Raw genomic sequence first — 16114 nt, forward strand, 5'->3', positions numbered from 1 at the left:
ACCGATTCCGACGGAAGGCGGCCACCGATTCCGATCGAAAGCGGCCACCCGATCCGAACGAATGCGGCCACCCTGTTGATAGGGTGAGACGGGGGGCGTTGTCGGCAATCTGAACGGGGCAAGGTCCCTCCTTTTGCGGTTGACGCAATGGGAGGTCCGATGCCCGCCGAGAGATTGCCGATGCGGAAGATTCGAGAAGTTCTACGCCTGAAGTATGCTTGTGGGGTGAGCGATCGGGTGATCTCCCGATCGGTCGGGATCGGTCGCACGGCGATCGCGGAGTATGTCCGCCGGGCCGCGGTGATCGGCATCACCTGGCCGATCCCGGAGGAGCTCGACGACACAGCCCTGGAGCGCAAGCTGTTTGCGCCAGCCGGCTACAACCCGCCACGATCGAAGCCGCTTCCGGATTGGGGGCATGTCCATGCCGAGTTGCGCCGCCGCAGCGTAACGCTGGCACTGCTGTGGGAGGAATACCGCGGCCATCATCCCGACGGCTACGGCTACAGCCGGTTCTGCGACCTCTACGTCGAATGGCGCCACGGCATCACGGCGACCATGCGGCAGACCCACGCGGCCGGCGAAAAGCTGTTCGTGGACTTCGCCGGCGATACCATGCCGGTGTTCGACGGGCTCACCGGGGAGGTGCGCGCCGCCAAGATCTTCGTCGCGGTCATGGGAGCGTCGAATTACACCTTTGCCCAAGCCCGGTTCAGCGAGGCGCTGCCCGACTGGATCGGCGCCCATGTGGATGCGCTCACCTTCCTGGGCGGGGTGCCGAAGGCGCTCGTCTGCGACAATCTGAAGGCCGGGGTGACGGTGGTGAGCCGCTACGAGCCAGGCGTCAACCGGACCTACCAAGATCTTGCCGCCCATTACGGCACCACCATTATGCCGGCGCGGCCCCGCAAGCCGCGCGACAAGGCCAAGGTGGAGGCGGCGGTTCTTATCGTCCAGCGATGGATTTTGGCGCGGCTGCGCAACCGGCGCTTCTTCTCGCTCGCCGAGTTGAATGTTGCGATCCGCATCCTGGTCGACCAACTCAACGCCCGCCTGATGCGCAAGCTCGGTGCCAGCCGCCGCGAGTTCTTCGACACCATCGATCGTCCGGCCCTGATGCCGCTGCCGGCCGAGGCCTATCAGTACGCCGAATGGCGTCGTGCCCGTGTGGCGCCGGATTACCATGTCGAAGTTCAGGGACACTTCTACTCGGTGCCATCCCGCATGATCCGCCAGGTTGTCGAGGTTCGGGCCACCGAAGCCACCATCGAGGTGTTCCATCGCGGCACCCGCATCGCCAGCCATGCACGCTCGGGGGTGAAGCGCCGCCACACCACGATCCCCGAGCACATGCCGAGCGCGCATCGCCGATACGCCTTCTGGACGCCGGCGCGTCTGCTGGCCGCCGCTGAGAAAGTCGGTCCGTCCACAATCGCGCTGTGCGAGGCGATCATGCGGACAAAGCCGCATCCCGAGCAGGGCTTCCGATCCTGTCTCGGCATCCTGCGGTTGGAAAAGACCTATGGGACGCAACGTCTCGAAGCCGCTTGCCGCCGCGGGATCAGCATCGGCTCAGCGAGCTATCGGTCGATTGCCTCGATCCTCAAGACCGGCCTGGACAAGTCCTTCCTTCCCGACACCACCCCCGACGCCGATCCCATCCAGCACGGTAACATCCGTGGCCGCGGCTACTACCACTGACCAGCAACAAGGAGGCATTATGCTCAGCAATCATACCCACGAACGTCTCGCCGCTCTCGGGCTCGCCGGAATGGCCAAGGCCTTCGATGATCAGCAACGCCAACCGGACGTCACCGCGCTGACCTTCGAGCAGCGCCTCGGCCTGATGATCGATCGCGAAGCAACTGAGCGAGAGAACAAAAGGCTCATCGTACGCCTGAAGTTTGCCTCGCTACGGCAGGCCGCAATCGTCGAAGATGTCGATCTGCGCGCTCCGCGCGGCATCGACCGCGCCTTCTTTGCCAAGCTCGTCGATGGCGATTGGATCGGCCGCAAGCAAAATTTGCTCATCACCGGGCCGACCGGCGTCGGCAAGAGCTGGATCGCCTGCGCGCTCGGTCACAAGGCATGCCGCGATAATCGATCGGTCTTGTACCATCGCCTGCCAAGGCTGTTCGAAGCTCTTGCGCTCGCCCGCGGCGACGGACGCTATGCGCGGCTCCTCAAGACGTTATCGAGGGTCGATTTGCTCATCCTCGACGACTGGGGCCTCGCTCCGATTACCGGCGAGCAGCGTCGCGATCTCCTCGAAGTCGTCGACGATCGTCACCAGCGCGGATCGACCATCATCACCAGCCAGGTACCGATCGAAAATTGGCATGAGATCATCGCCGACCCGACCATCGCCGACGCCGTCCTCGACCGCCTCGTCCACAACGCTCACCGCCTCATCCTCAAAGGAGACAGCATGCGGAAAATAACTGCCCAACGCGCCAATCTTGACGCCGCGAAGAAAACCTGACCCAACTCCTCATGCCGGCAACGACACCCCGGCCGCCTTCGTCGGAACAGGTGGCCGCCTTCGATCGGAATGCATGGTCGCGTTCAATCGGAATCTCTGGCCGCAATCCCCGGAATCCGCAACGGCCCGATGCGACCCTCGCTAACTGAGATGAACATGGGGCGGACGCCCCTGCGGCCCGCCGAACCGTCCCCAACGTACGACGCACCATTTGGTTCCATAGTGGATCGCTGGATCCCGCTAAGGGCGCTTATCGGACGTCAGGTCGAGGCGGGCAGCGACTCGGCTAAGGGCCCACGGGACTAAACCGCTCGCGCGGTAGAACGCCGCGGCTGGCGACACGGCGAAGCAATAGGCGACAGCTCATCGTGACGAGCGGGGCAATTAGCCCGTAGCTGACGATGATTCGATGATTGAGGACGTGCTGATCTGGAAGGCGTGGCGGAGCACCAACCATTGCACAAGAGCCAACTCGAACCCTCGATCGCGATTGTGTGCAACGTCGCGCTAGTTGGACGAGTCGGAATCTCGACGTAAGCAGAGTTACAAATGCGGTGATGCTCTTGACGAGCAGATCGAAACAGTTTCGGCTCTGATAGCTCTGGGGGCTTTCCAGCCACCAGAGATCGGTTAGCCTCATGGCCTTCGAATATCGAGGAGCTCACGTTTAGATTGTGTGGTGTGGTATTTTTGCTATAGCCAAGCCATTGAAAGTACAGGTGCCGCCAAACATCAAATCCCCATAGGCGATCGTCCTGATCGTCTGAAGGTTGTTTGACGCGACGTCCTACGTCCCCCCAGCGCGGTTTCCTCCTTTGGAGGCTTTCGGACGCCGGCCCCGTGTGCGCGGCAACACCGTCATAGGGCCGGCATCCGAAACCCTTCACAGAAGGAGACATGGCCCCCGGTTAGCGGTCAGTCCGGAGTGTCACGGCTCGTTCCGATGGCGTGGAAAGTCTTTCCGCACCTCTCCGCCCTCCCTAATGTAGCAAGATCAAACTCGCGCCAAGTGCAACGCGATCTCAACGCCGCCTTCCAAGATCTGCTCCGCCTGGACAGTGTGGGACGGCTCGCGCGAACTGGAGGATCCCACCATGAGGCCGAAGATGGCGGTGGCGAAACGTCGTGGCAAACACGTTTGCGGCACATATACAGCGCCAGCGCGGCTCCGGACATGGAGGACAAACGGACCATCTTCAACGCTCCTGTGATCTTAGTTCATAAACGCTCAGGGGCGCGTGGCGCGAGCCCTGTCAGGATCGTTCCCAGCAAAGCCGGGCACTATCGCTGCGCGATAGCCCACTGAAGCGGGCGCCTTATGCGCTTGTTCGGAGCCGCGCATCAAAGATGCCGTGCCACCACGGCAACGGATTCTTGCGCCCTTTGCTTTTGTCCAAGCGTTACCGGTCGACTGGTGTGCCGGCTGGGACATGAGCGCCCGACGCGGTCCACTGGTCGTACGTCTGGAACTTCAGGCCGAGCTTGTCGTAGTAGACCCCCAGATAGCCGTCGCTGCCGCGCAGTACCGCTGCGGGCATGACTGTCTGGACTTCCTGCGCCATCACGCCGACATAGGCCTTGTCGCTGCCGTTGTAGCTGAAGCGGTAGAAGCCAAGGCCGTTATCGAGGTGGCCGAGAAGCGAGATGTCGTGCTTAAGCATCATGTCGGATCGCCGAACAACACGCCGGGTAGTACGTCGGGCAACACCTCGGACGGATGCTACGCCGCCGGGTCGGACGACGGCGCCGGGTCGGACGACGCAGCCGGCGCGGTAGACACCGGCGGCACAATAGACGACAGCAGTTGCCTCAGGTATCTCGACAGCCATGGTTGCCGAGAACGCGGTAATGCCGAGCGCGGCGAGTAGAAGTGAGCGCATCGTTTTTCTCCTTCGTTCAATTGTTGGCAGGTTGGCAGGGAGGCTTGCCCCAAACAATAGCATAGATTTTCGCCCGGCGAGCAACTGTCGTTCGGAGCAATGCCTGCCGCATAAAAATCGCATCCCACTTAGCCGCGGACAGCAGCGACGTCAGCCTTGGGTCCACAAGCCGCCCAACTGGCGCCCGGCTGCAAACTTCCGGTTTGTCCCTGTGAGCCGACATGTCGCGACACTCCGCGAACGGAAGCGATGGTGGACGGCTCCAGGTTGGAAGGAGAATCTTCACTTGCGGCGTTGGTCGGAGCAGCCACGTGTTCGGCCTTCTTGTGCGGTACTCATGACCGCTGGCCATATGCCCTCCGCGGATCAGGTCCCGATCAAAAGCACGCATTCGAAGATGGCATGGCCCATGTGGGTTGTCCTGATCGCCGGATCGACCGGCGCCGCATTGGTGCTGTTCGCCGTTCCAACCGTCACGTCACACCCGGATGACCGGCTGTGATCTCGTTCACGCCGTAAGAGCGGCGGGTTCCTTGTAGGGTTCGTTCCTGGCCATCATCGCCCATGCCATCCTGGCGAGCTTATTGGCGAGTGCGATGGCTGCGACCTTGGTGGGGCGCCGTGCCAACAACGCAGTGAGCCAAGGCCGATGGCTTGTGCCATGGATCTTGGCATAGCGGATCACGGCGCGTGCGCCCGCTGTGAACAGGCTGCGTAAATAGCGATCGCCTTGCTTGCTGATACTGCCAAGCTTGTCCTTGCCCCCACTCGAGTTCTGCTTCGGCACAAGCCCGACCCAGGCCGAGCAGTCCCGCCCCGATCGGAAGCCTTGGCATCGGCAACGCTCGCGACTAGCGCCGTTGTCAATGCTGGACCGACGCCAGGGATCGCATCCAGTCGCCTGCTCGTCGCGTTTGATCGATGCCAGGCAATAATGCGCCTATCAAACTCCAGGATCTGAGCCTTCAGTGCCCGCAACTGACTGCCGAGAGCCGCAAGACACGCGCGGGCCACCTCCGGGAGCCGGCGGTCAGCTGGATCGGCGACGACTTCCAACAGCTGTTCGACACCCCTGCGCCCGACGGGCGCAACAATCCCGAACTCGGCCAGATATGCGCGGATCGAGTTGATAACGGCAGTCTGCTGACGAATGAAGAGATGGCGCACGCGATGAAGCATCAGACAGCTCTGTTGTTCGATCGTCTTGGTCGGCACGAACCGCATGTTGGGCCTTGTGACCGCCTCACAAATAGCCTCCGCATCGGTGCTGTCGTTCTTCTGCCGCTTGACATAGGGCTTCACATAAGCTAGAGGCATCAATCGCACCGTATGCCCTAACGCCTGCAGCTCGCGGGACCAATGGTGCGATGAAGCGCAAGCCTCGATCCCAACTAGGCGCGGCGGTAACTTCTCAAACAAGGATAGCACGAAACGGCGCTCAGCTGACGGCGTATGACCACCTGGCCGGCTGCATCGACGCCATGCACTTGAAAGACCGACTTCGCGATATCCAGACCCATCGTTGAAATTGACTATAGGCTGCTCCTCCGAATCGTGGGAGCGCTTAAACAGCGCCCACTCCTTGGCACTCTCGTGCCCGTGGATGAGCCGTCCACTGTCTGTCCTCGGCTGGCCAAACACCGCAGAGGTCGAGTTTGCCATTCCATCGAAGCGCACAGTTTCTCTGCTGGTATCGCTTCGATCAGCCTCGAAGCAAAAATACTCCAGGACGCTGACCGACTGCACGCCATTGCTTGGATCGGCATTGCGCGTTGCCTCTATCTCGCCGGAACGCGCAGGGCAGCAATCTATGACTTTGAAGACCCAACAGCTGCCCGAAGGAAGCCTGATGATATTTCCTACGCGTTAGACCACTTCCAAACCAAGCTTTTCGGTCTCCCGGATAAATTCTGCACCGCTACAGGGCGCAAATTGGCGGCGCAACCTTCTGTCCGACTTCACAAATTGTACAGGGGTCTCTAGACGAAGTGGGCTGCGAGGTCCGCTACGGGTCCAAGGGCGGCGGTCCGCGTCGGAGGCGATGACTTCTGCTCTACTCCCGTCAACAGACCTCAACAGCATATTTTCAGGGCGCGGCCACGTCATTGACCAAGCGCATAAAAACCACTCAACGCCCGCTCAGCACCAGCGCCATGCACAGCAGCATGGCGTGCATGATGCCGGTTGCGGCGCGTGCAGCGGAAAGCGCTTGAGAGCGCCGGTATCTTTGGCCTCAATCACATCGTGATTACTGGTGAGATTCCTGACGCCAAAAATCGAGCTATCGACCGCAGGAATTCATTGTGGCTCAAATCCCGTCCGCCAAGGCGTTCCACCAACAACGCAGCCCCCGTTCTCGAGCGGATCACTGTGAATTTCGATCCTTACTTGCTCCCCTCAACCGTGTCGCAGTTGACGGCGACTTCAGCCAATCTGCCATTTGGATGCACGTAAGAAGATCAACATAGCTCTGGTCTACGATTGTGGCTTCACCTTCGCACCTATCACGAAGAGGCACGGATGCAGTGGCCCAAACCGTGTTGAGCTGCTTTTGTGCGGCCAACTCATCGCGCATGCAGTCGGCAAAGCTTTGAGGCAGGGCAAGCCCCATGGTCTTGTCGTCAGCCGTAGTGGCTCTGCAAAGCGCCTCTGCCTTCAGTTCGGGGACGCGATCCGAGACCGGCATCACAAATAAATGGGCTCCGAGGAGCGCTGCAGATAACGCCGCTATCTTCATTTTGACCTCCTTCAACGCCTACCGATTTAATTGCAACCAAAAGTACCGCGTTAGAACTGGCCTGCTTGAGCCGGAGGACTGGGCCAATCGAAGCGCAGGTTGTTCCTGTTGTTACGATCAAACAAGTCCTGCCTGCAGATGAAGGTGCTTCTGCAGCTATCCACGAGAGGTGTGGCCCGACGAACATCGGCGGCCATCGCGGCTTTCGTGAGCGGTGTCCTGGCGGGGGCGGCCGTCGCGAATACCACTTCAAGGCCGTAAAGTATGGTGACCAGGAAGATCTTTGTCATTGGACCGCCTGCCTCGATGGCAAGGGTGTGCCGTACGTGTAGATCGGATCGAGGAGAGCGAGATCGGCCTGCGCGTTCAGCCATTGTGTTTTGCCGTCATAGATCGTGACCGACCAGAATGCCTCGACCGGGAGAGGCCCTCCAGCAGGAAAGGTCAGTGTGTAACTATGCTCGGAGCCGTAGAGCGGGCCGCCGCTGGCAAGCGACTTGGTAAATGGGTAGACCTCCTCAACGGCGTCACTGCCATAGAGACCGCCCTTGGCGGGGGCGGTGTCTTTGTAGGTTGCGACATACGCCTCGTTTTTCAACTGATTGAAAGGCGCTTTGAACTGGCTCGAATTTCGATCCACGGAGAATTCGTACATCGCCGCGTAGTTCATTACGATCGGGAGGCCGTAGATGAAGCCTTCCTCGGGGATGGCCTTGGCCTCGCGGATGTCAGGCCATTCCGCCTTGGCCTGCGAACCCGCAGGGCCGGGCATCATTGTCGTGCCAGTGAGCGCAGATAGCGCTGCGCTACGAAGCAGATCGCGCGTTGTAATCACGTGAACACTCCTCTGTCTTAATCGCTTCGGCTGAGGCGCGTGTCGATCCTGGGTTCCGAGACAGCGGGATCACGACGATGGAGAGTCCGCGCTACCGCTCGACGTGCTAGTTCACCGCGAAGATCGCCGGCGGCTTCCAAGAGCCTTCGCCGGCGGGCAATATCGACGGTGCCTCGGTCTTCGGCCAGTAAAGTCGCATCACCAGATAGATCGGCCCCTTCGGTGCAGGCAGCCAATTGGCTTCCTTGTCGGCGCCCGGCGAGTTGTTCTGGATATACAGCGTCAGCGAACCGTCCGGGTTCGTTCTCATGGCCGGTATCATGGGGGAGTTGACCAGATATCGGTTGATCGGATTTTCGATCAGCAACTGCGTCTTGCCGTCGTACATTGTAAGTGACCAGAACGCATTTACGGGCGGCTGCTGACCCGACAGGAATGTCAGCGTGTAGCTACTTTTGCTGCCGTCGAGTGTCTTGCCATCGACGTCGACGCGCGTGAAGGGATACATCGCCTCCGCTGCGTCGTTGCCGTAAATGCCCGCCTTCGCGGCAACGGCACGTTTCAACCAGTCGCCATCGTAATGGGCGCTGTCGCCAGGCAGCGAACCGATCCGCCAGCCATTGACCGCCTTGCCGACATTGGCGACGGCTTCGTCGACCTTGCGTTCACCTTCTTTCATGCCCAAGCCGACCTCGAGCTTGTCCTCCAGCGATAGGTCCCTGAAGTTGAACGTTTTTCCTGGGCCAACGCCAATGCTTGCGAGCTTTGCGCGGATTTCATTTTCGTTCTCCTGGGCGGGGGCGAACTGCAGCGCGAAGTCGAGATACTCGAAGAAGTTCGTCTTCACGAGTTCCTTGTCGATCTTGGGGAAATCGATCACGGGCGCGGCGGTCGGTGCGGGCTGGTTGAGATAGGCCGACAGCGGCTGCGCCTTGTAGCCGGCCTGAACCTTCTTGACGTTGTCGAGGTCTTCCGGATTGAAAAGCTGAGTGCGGTAACCGGCCAGGGAAAACTGCGTTCCGGAGCGAAACACCTTCTTGATGCCGGGCGGCGTCGCGCCCTTCCAGTCCGGCCCGACCACCATGTAGTCGCCTGGCTGGCTGCCCGTCGCACGGTTTCCGATATAACCGTAATTGTAGGTATTGCCGTCGCAAAGCATGACTGAGTAGTAGCGTTTGGGATCGACCCCCGGAACCGAAATGACGATCGGCTCCGCCCGCAGGTCCATCCATACGAACGAATACGGCGTGTCGCTGTTCGGAGTTACGATGGCAGTGTCCTTGTAGGTGAATACGTTCGGCTCGTTCCTGATCTGATTGAAGGGAGCCTTGAATTGCCCGGAGTTGCGGTCGATGGCGTATTCATTCATGACCGCGTAATTCATCACGATCGGCAGGCCATAGATAAAGCCTGCCTCGGCAATGTCTTTTGCTTTGAGGAAGCCCGGTCGCGGGGCGCTTGTCTGCGCCTGTGCCAGGACGGAATTCGCCGTTGAGGCGGAGATTGCGGCCAGCGCCGCGGAACGAAGAAGATCGCGCTTCGTCAACATGATGTCAGCTCCTGTTTTGGGAGTGTTGTTGTTCGCGGTCGGTCGCCGGCGCCGAAGCCCCGACGTCCTGTCAACTTTCATTGGGCCGAAATGCCCACCGTCGTCTGCGCCTTCATGATCGGCGGCGGATTCCATTTACCGGTCAGCGCTTCCGACTTCGGCGCGTACAGCCGCATCGTCAGATTGAAAGCTCCCTGCGGCGCCGGAAGCCAATTGGCTTCGAGGTCCTTGCCAGGGCTCGCGTTCTGGAAATAGAGATCGAGCGATCCATCCGCGTTGTACTTGAACGGCATCCAGCTGCTGACCGCAAAACGGTTCAGCGTATTGCCGACCTGGAAACCATCCTGGTCGTAGAGCGTGATGGACCAGAACGCATTGACAGGGGGCGTGGCGCCCTTCTGGAATGTGACGGTGTATTTGTTTGCGCCATCAAGCGGCTTGCCGCTGTCGTCCGCGAGATTGAGCGGATAGATGGCATCCTCGACCACGTTCGCGCCGAGACCCTGCTGCGCGAGAATGGCGCGCTTCAGGTAATAGTTGCCATATACGCCCACCGTGTCGGTGTTCATCGCCCATCCGTTGGCAACGCGCGCCAGCGTCGGCAGCTTCCAGGCCATCAGTTTCTGCGCGTCCTGCGGTGCGGTTTCGAGCGCTCGCTGCAGGATTGGATCGAGCTTGCCGATGTCGAAGCTTTTGCCAGGCTCAATGCCGATTTGCTTCATCTGCGCGAGAATCGGATCGTCAGTGACATGAGGCGGATGCAGCTTGAGCAACTCGGCAGCATTAGCGAAATACACGCCCGCGGACATCGTATCGACCTGGGTCTTTGGCGGTGTCTTCATGTCGATGCTTGGGTCGGGCTTGAATTCGGCCGGCTTTGGCGTTTTGCCATACTCGGAAAGGAGCGTGACCTTGTAGCCGGCCTGGATCTTGTGAACCGCATCATAATCCGGCGGGCCGTCGGTCTTGGTCCGGCCGATCAGCCAGACGTAGGGGGTTGGCGCGTCGATGCGTTGAGTGTCTTTTGGAAGCTTGAACTCCTCTGCAAACTTGTCGCGCAGATCCGGCCTCCAGTTCGCGCGTGCCACCAGGAACGTCCCGGCCCTAGTGCCCGTCGTGCGCCAGCCGGGCGACGCAAAGACGTCGGTCCACATGTCGAGCATTGGCAGCAGGTAGTATCGCCCATTGGTATCCGGTGCTGAGATGACGACTGGCTCCTTGGTCATGTCCAGCCATGAGGCGGAATACAGCGTATCGAAGTTGGAGCGCACTACGCCTTTAAAATCCGCCGGAGGGTATTTACCCACATTGACGAACGTATTCATCGGCCCTTTGAAATTGCCCATGCCGTTGGTGAATTGCTTGCGAGAAACGTCCATCGACATGATGGAGTAGAAATAAACATAGGCGTCTACCGCGATTGCGTGCGCCTCCTGTTCGGTGATGGGTGCTGCCGATTGGGCCAGCGCCACGGGCGCTGTCGCGGCGCCAAGGCAAAGAGACAATGTTAGCGGCAAGATTCCTCGAAACATGTTGAACCTCGTTTTCTGAATCGTTGATCGTTGATTGACAGCTTCGTTCAATTCTCTTTGTCAAGGTCGGGCTCTTCCCGCCTCACCTGATGGTCGGCGTGACGTTTCCTTTGGTTAGCTGGTCGGCATCATTCGTTCGCCGCCTTTGGCCAACCGGCGCCGCGATCCCCCTCTCTTCATTCGTTTCAGTAACAGGGTGGATAGGGGTAATAACCGCAAGCCGGGCGGGCGTATGGGTGGTAGTACGCAGCCGCTCCGTATGCAGCGGCGCCTACGACGCCAGCATACATGGCGCCGCGAAACGCCGAACGACGTGCGACGCCGGCAAACGACATCGGCGTGAACGGCCGGCCGATAATGTCGATGAAGAGGGCGGCTCCACCGTCGGCGCCGGCGATATCTCCCTCCAGGGTCTGAACGTTGAACGTTAGCTTGTCGCCTTCGAGCTTCGGATTTTTCAGCACGACGACCGCGTCCTTCATCGAACCGTCCTTGCCGAACACGGACAAGGTCGCGTTCGGCGGGTTGTTGGTGAAACTGTCCGCGCCCGATCCCCATTCCGCGATTACGTCGGCAGTGGGCTGGTGCCCGGCGGACCGCACCGGCCGATCGGCGAAGATGATCGAGCTGGGTGTTACGCCAATTAAGGTGAGCGTGTCGCCCTGCAACGTCGCGCCACGCGAGTTGAGCACGAACAGCGAGGGCACGATCTCGGGTTTGGCCAGAGCAGATGGAGTACCGATTGTTTTCAGCGAAAGCGGCGCTGCCGCGCTCTGAGCAAGCGCTACTTCTGTGCCGTACAGCGCAGCGGTCACGGCGACACTTCCGACAATCAGATTCAGTTTTGTAATGCGCATGAAACCCATTCCTTTTTTTCCTTTTTTGCAGAAATTCGATCGGTCGACCTGGAAGCACCCGCGCGCGGGGGGCGCGAGAGGTCGCATTCAAAGAACATGCAACATCGGCTGCATTAAACGCCGCAGGGCGTGTGCAGGACTCGAATAAGGGGCGCTGGAACTAAAGGCTCGTCGAGCTTAACGTTGAAGGGCGATCTCGAAATGATGCATCGGCTACCTCCACGAGTATCACGTTAGCACAAACTATGAGAGCGAGTCATGGTCATAATTGTATGCCTATACGTTGTCGCGCTGTGGTTGGTGTTTTCGAAATTTCGGCTCGTGAAGTGGGGCTGGTTGTCCGGGACAATTTCGCTGCTGATTGGCGGGTTAGTCCTCGCAACATTTCTCGCGCTTTTTAATTATCTCACCCCGTTGGGCCGCGTGACGGTGACCGGCCGCGTGCTGGAAGTGACCCCGAATGTGACGGGACAAATTGTCGCAATCCCGGCCAAGCCGAACGTGGAGGGACAGCGTGTTGTTTCAGATCGACCGGGCCCCATTCCAGTACAAGGTCACGCAATTGCAGGCCTCGCTGGCCGCGGCAAAGCAGCAGACCAAAATTCTAAAGGCGAATTACGAGCAAGCGACAGCGAATGTCACCGGGCTCAGCGCGCAGAGTACAACGCGAAGCGCCTCGCCGACATACAAACGCTTGCGTCAGACGATGCGAACTCGCAATTGAAGGCGCAGGTCGACTCCGAGATCGGTGGCGTCAACACGTCGGTCCGCGCAAGTTCAGGCACAGCTCGATAACGCCAACTGGGAATTGTCACAGACGGGTGTGTGCGCCGGCGGAAGGCTATGTCACCGTTGTCGCATTGTCCGTGGGCGATCGGGCGCTGCAGGCACGCTCGGCGATGTCGTTCATCGTGGAAGATGACATCACGCTGGTCGGGATGTTCGCGCAGAACGGTTTCCAGGCGGTCAAGGAAGGCGCGCCGGTTGTTATCGTTTTCGACAACGTTCCAGGCCCCATCTATCATGCAAGGATCATCGGAATCCCGAGGGGATCGGCCAACGCCCGATCGCCGCGTCCGGGACGCTGGCGCCCACGAACGCGCTCGGTGGAACGACGGTGTACCCGGCGGTCATCTCCATACCGGACGAGATGAACCGGGAACTGCTTCTTTTGGGATGTCGGGAAGCGCTACCGCCTTTGCTGACAACGCCGGCGTCATCGGTCTTCTTGCCTCTATCCTGTGGGTCAGTTCGTATATTGCGCACCTGTGAAACTACTGACTAAATCGAGCCGGGCAGGATTGATGGCGCGCCATTGGTGATGGCCAGGTATCGGAGGATTAGGGTGCAAAATGCGGGACATTGCCTTCGACGTGTCTTGGATGTCAGCTCCTGGCCTGAGCCGAGACCCTGCCAAGCGCTCTCGTCTAAAACCGCGTCTGGCGCAAGGCGGCCATTGGGCCGGGCCCGGACAGGCGACTTTAGACTAGCCGGTTTGGCGCAAAGCGGGGCAGCCTTGTTCAAGTTGAGAATTCCGCCGAGGTGCTTATTCTTGGCTCTGGAAACTGCTATTGGGGGCGCGCTGCTGGCGTGGACCTAGAGTCAGCGAGTACATTGTGGTTTGAACATTTGCGCACTAAGTGGCGCGGTTCATGGCAGACGTGTTTCACCATCTGAAGCGGCCATGCGGTAAAGTCAGGTTTGTGTCGAACGCGGAGCCTGCATTGTTTTATCTTCAAACTACCGTAGCGGCTGCACTCGCCGCCGTGCTGATCTGTCCAGTGGCCAGCTCGTTGGCTGCAGATGCCGCCGATGACGGCGAGGCAAAGCCGGCTGTGCCGACGATGTACCTCGACCTTAGATTCTATTACGGGCAGATCCCGGCGGGATCCCTAGCGTTTGGTTTTGGCCACCCCTCATTCTTCAATGCAGTGCAGACGCTCTCTGGGCCGAACGGCGCGGCATTGCCGGCCAGCTTGCCAGCGGCGAAATCGGTAAACGTTGATCTTCCGTTCACTGTTGACGTCACCGATAACGTCTCGCTTTACGGCGGCGTCTCCGGCAGTTCAACGCAGTTTGGGGGCGGAGGATGGTCGTCATTTGACATTACGAGCTGGAATATCGGTTTACAAGCGGACCTCTATCAGCAGAACGGCGGTACCTTTCCGACTGTGACACTGCAATCCACCATCACCCAATCTATCCCCAATGGACCGCTGACCGCGATATCGTTCAACAACATCCTCGAGTTCGACTATGCGCTGAATGCCGACGAGACCAGGGGGGTGCTTGCGGGTATCCAGCACACGCGCGTCGATGTCAGTAATGCGGTGGTCAATGTCAGACCCAACACGATAGGCTATGTCGGCGCATACTACCAATGGCCGAACAATTGGAAGTTCACCGGACGTATTGGCGTCCAGTCGTTTGAGGGCGCACAGCTTCTGAACCTTGCGCCGATCCAGCCGTTCATCGAGCCAATTGTGCGCCTTGATCTCGATCGCATGGACGGCAATGACAACCGCCTGTTCGGAGTTACCGCCGAGATCATGTGGGTGCCGAAGCCTGCCTTCCAGCTAACGCTCAGAACGCCGCTTTACGCGGCACGCAATTAGTACGCGAGTCTTGATCGCTTAATGCATTTGGCCCTTCATGGCCCTAGGCAGTCGCAACAGTTAACGTTTGAAATGCTTGACGAACTTTGTCAGCGCGAGATCGGTGGGCAGGCGCAAGCCGCTCCGCTGATTCCAACTGCCGCCCACCGCCGGCTGAGCGCGGTCGCCGCCGCGAAATCGTCGTTGTCATTGATCCTGAGCAGCTTGCCTTGAGGATCGCAGCCGCGTCAGGACCCGAAGTAGCGGAGAGTGGGCGTGACTTTAGGGCAACATACAGCGTGAATCTGATGAGATTACTACCTTTGAGCGAGACATAGAACCGGCCATCGATACACTGTCATTCGTTAGCGGAGGGGCAGGCAGATGACGCAATGCGTATCCAAGCGCAAGTCTTGTGGTTTTGTTCGCGCAACGATTGGCCTGGCCGTGGCGTTTGCCGGCTTCTTGTCCGACGCTGCTTATGCCGACGAGGACGGCATCTCGTACTGGCTTCCGGGGCGTTTCGGCAGCCTCGCGGCAGTCCCTGCGATGCCGGGCTGGTCGATGGCCGAAGTCTATTATCACACCAGCGTATCCGCCTTCGGTAACGCAGCCGCAGCGAGAGAAATTCGCGTTGGCCGGATCCCCGCTAACGTCAATGTCGATTTAAATCTGCGTTTGAACGCTCAGGCGGACCTTGTCCTGCTCAACCCAACCTACACGTTTGCGACGCCGGTACTCGGGGGACAATTGGCAATTGGCATCACCGGCTTGTTTGGTCGGTCCGCCGCCACGCTTGACGGAACGCTGACGGCGGCGGTCGGGCCGTTTGTGACGACCCGCACGGGTACGCTCTCCGATTCAATCACCTCAGTTGGCGATTTATACCCGCAGGCAACACTGAAGTGGAATGCCGGCGCCCACAATTACATGACGTATTTGACGGGCGACATTCCTGTTGGCGCCTATTCTGCAAGCCGCCTTGCTAACCTCGGCATCGGTCATGGAGCCATCGACGGCGGCGGCGGCTATACCTACTTCGATGAGAAGTTGGGACACGAATTTTCGGCGGTCGCCGGGTTCACCTACAATTTCAAGAACACTGACACTCAATATCAGAACGGCATCGATTTTCACATCGATTGGGGTGCTTCGCAGTTTCTGTCGAAGCAGCTCTTCGTCGGATTGGTCGGCTACTACTATCAACAGATTACGGACGATTTTGGTCAGCCTCCGATCCTGGGTGGGTTCCGGTCGCGCGTGGTGAGTGTCGGTCCTCAGATCGGCTACCTGTTTCCTGTCGGTGATCTGCAGGGATATGTGAACCTGAAAGGCTATGGCGAGTTTGCCGCAGAAAATCGGCCGGCCGGCTGGAATACGTGGCTGACTTTCTCGCTTTCGCCAATGGCGCCGACCACCACCGTCGCCCCGTCGCGGCGGATCGTGACGAAGTAGTAGCATGCAGGCCGCTATCGACCCATTGGCTGGGCTGAAATGAAGGTGTAGCGCTGTGCGAAGCCACCACGGGCTTACTAGGCGAGCAAGAATCGAAGTCACGACGATGGATTCTTGTTTCGAGAACGCGGGCCGTTTTGTTCGTGGCATGTTAGCGGCCGAGGGGTGATGTATGTTGCCGTAATGGTTCGGG

General features: G+C 59.4%; 10 protein-coding genes and 4 pseudogenes. 5 read left to right on the plus strand and 9 right to left on the minus strand.

Features of this window, described 5'->3' with window-relative positions; genetic code table 11:
• Positions 1-159: 159 nt before the first annotated feature.
• Positions 160-1701 carry an IS21 family transposase gene (istA, locus tag IVB07_RS08110; RefSeq protein WP_247294116.1) on the plus strand — a complete coding sequence of 514 codons (1542 nt, stop codon included), beginning with the start codon at positions 160-162 and terminating at the stop codon, positions 1699-1701.
• A gap of 19 nt (positions 1702-1720) precedes the next feature.
• Positions 1721-2482, plus strand: coding sequence for an IS21-like element helper ATPase IstB (gene istB / locus IVB07_RS08115; protein WP_027515747.1), 762 nt, complete (start codon positions 1721-1723; stop codon positions 2480-2482).
• Between the two features lie 1400 nt (positions 2483-3882).
• On the opposite strand, the pseudogene IVB07_RS08120 reads toward istB, so the two are convergent.
• The 9 genes and pseudogenes from IVB07_RS08120 to IVB07_RS08160 all read right to left on the minus strand — a co-directional run.
• Positions 3883-4158, minus strand: a pseudogene (locus tag IVB07_RS08120) (tail fiber domain-containing protein); the annotation flags it as partial.
• Positions 4159-4870: 712 nt separating this feature from the next.
• Positions 4871-5882: pseudogene (locus IVB07_RS08125) on the minus strand (IS110 family transposase).
• An 845-nt stretch (positions 5883-6727) separates the two neighbouring features.
• Positions 6728-7099 (minus strand): hypothetical protein, encoded by a 372-nt coding sequence (locus tag IVB07_RS08130; RefSeq protein ID WP_247488644.1) that lies wholly within the window; start codon positions 7097-7099, stop codon positions 6728-6730.
• Between the two features lie 50 nt (positions 7100-7149).
• Positions 7150-7389, minus strand: coding sequence for a hypothetical protein (locus IVB07_RS08135; RefSeq protein ID WP_247488646.1), 240 nt, complete (start codon positions 7387-7389; stop codon positions 7150-7152).
• Positions 7386-7607 (minus strand): annotated as a pseudogene (locus tag IVB07_RS08140) (DUF1214 domain-containing protein); the annotation flags it as partial. The gene IVB07_RS08135 and the pseudogene IVB07_RS08140, both read right to left, overlap by 4 nt.
• Before the next feature lie 48 nt (positions 7608-7655).
• Positions 7656-7934, minus strand: a pseudogene (locus IVB07_RS08145) (cell envelope protein); the annotation flags it as partial.
• A gap of 106 nt (positions 7935-8040) precedes the next feature.
• Positions 8041-9483 (minus strand): DUF1254 domain-containing protein, encoded by a 1443-nt coding sequence (locus IVB07_RS08150; protein WP_247523969.1) that lies wholly within the window; start codon positions 9481-9483, stop codon positions 8041-8043.
• A gap of 77 nt (positions 9484-9560) precedes the next feature.
• Positions 9561-11015 carry a DUF1254 domain-containing protein gene (locus IVB07_RS08155; protein ID WP_247767794.1) on the minus strand — a complete coding sequence of 485 codons (1455 nt, stop codon included), beginning with the start codon at positions 11013-11015 and terminating at the stop codon, positions 9561-9563.
• Between the two features lie 185 nt (positions 11016-11200).
• Positions 11201-11872, minus strand: coding sequence for a hypothetical protein (locus IVB07_RS08160; protein WP_247767795.1), 672 nt, complete (start codon positions 11870-11872; stop codon positions 11201-11203).
• 258 nt (positions 11873-12130) lie between these two features.
• Here IVB07_RS08160 and IVB07_RS08165 point away from each other — a divergent pair, with 258 nt between their 5' ends.
• The 3 genes from IVB07_RS08165 (at position 12131) to IVB07_RS08175 (ending at position 15921) form a co-directional block, all read left to right on the plus strand.
• A complete protein-coding gene (locus tag IVB07_RS08165; protein WP_247767579.1) occupies positions 12131-12667 on the plus strand; it encodes a hypothetical protein in 537 nt (178 codons plus the stop codon).
• 857 nt (positions 12668-13524) lie between these two features.
• On the plus strand, positions 13525-14487 hold the full coding sequence (locus IVB07_RS08170; RefSeq protein WP_247767580.1) for a hypothetical protein: 963 nt from the start codon (positions 13525-13527) through the stop codon (positions 14485-14487).
• 363 nt (positions 14488-14850) lie between these two features.
• Entirely contained in the window at positions 14851-15921 is a 1071-nt protein-coding gene (locus tag IVB07_RS08175; protein ID WP_247488652.1) for a transporter, read from the plus strand.
• Positions 15922-16114: the final 193 nt, after the last annotated feature.

The sequence above is a fragment of the Bradyrhizobium sp. 172 genome, from assembly GCF_023101065.1.
Taxonomy (GTDB): Bacteria; Pseudomonadota; Alphaproteobacteria; order Rhizobiales; family Xanthobacteraceae; genus Bradyrhizobium; species Bradyrhizobium canariense_D.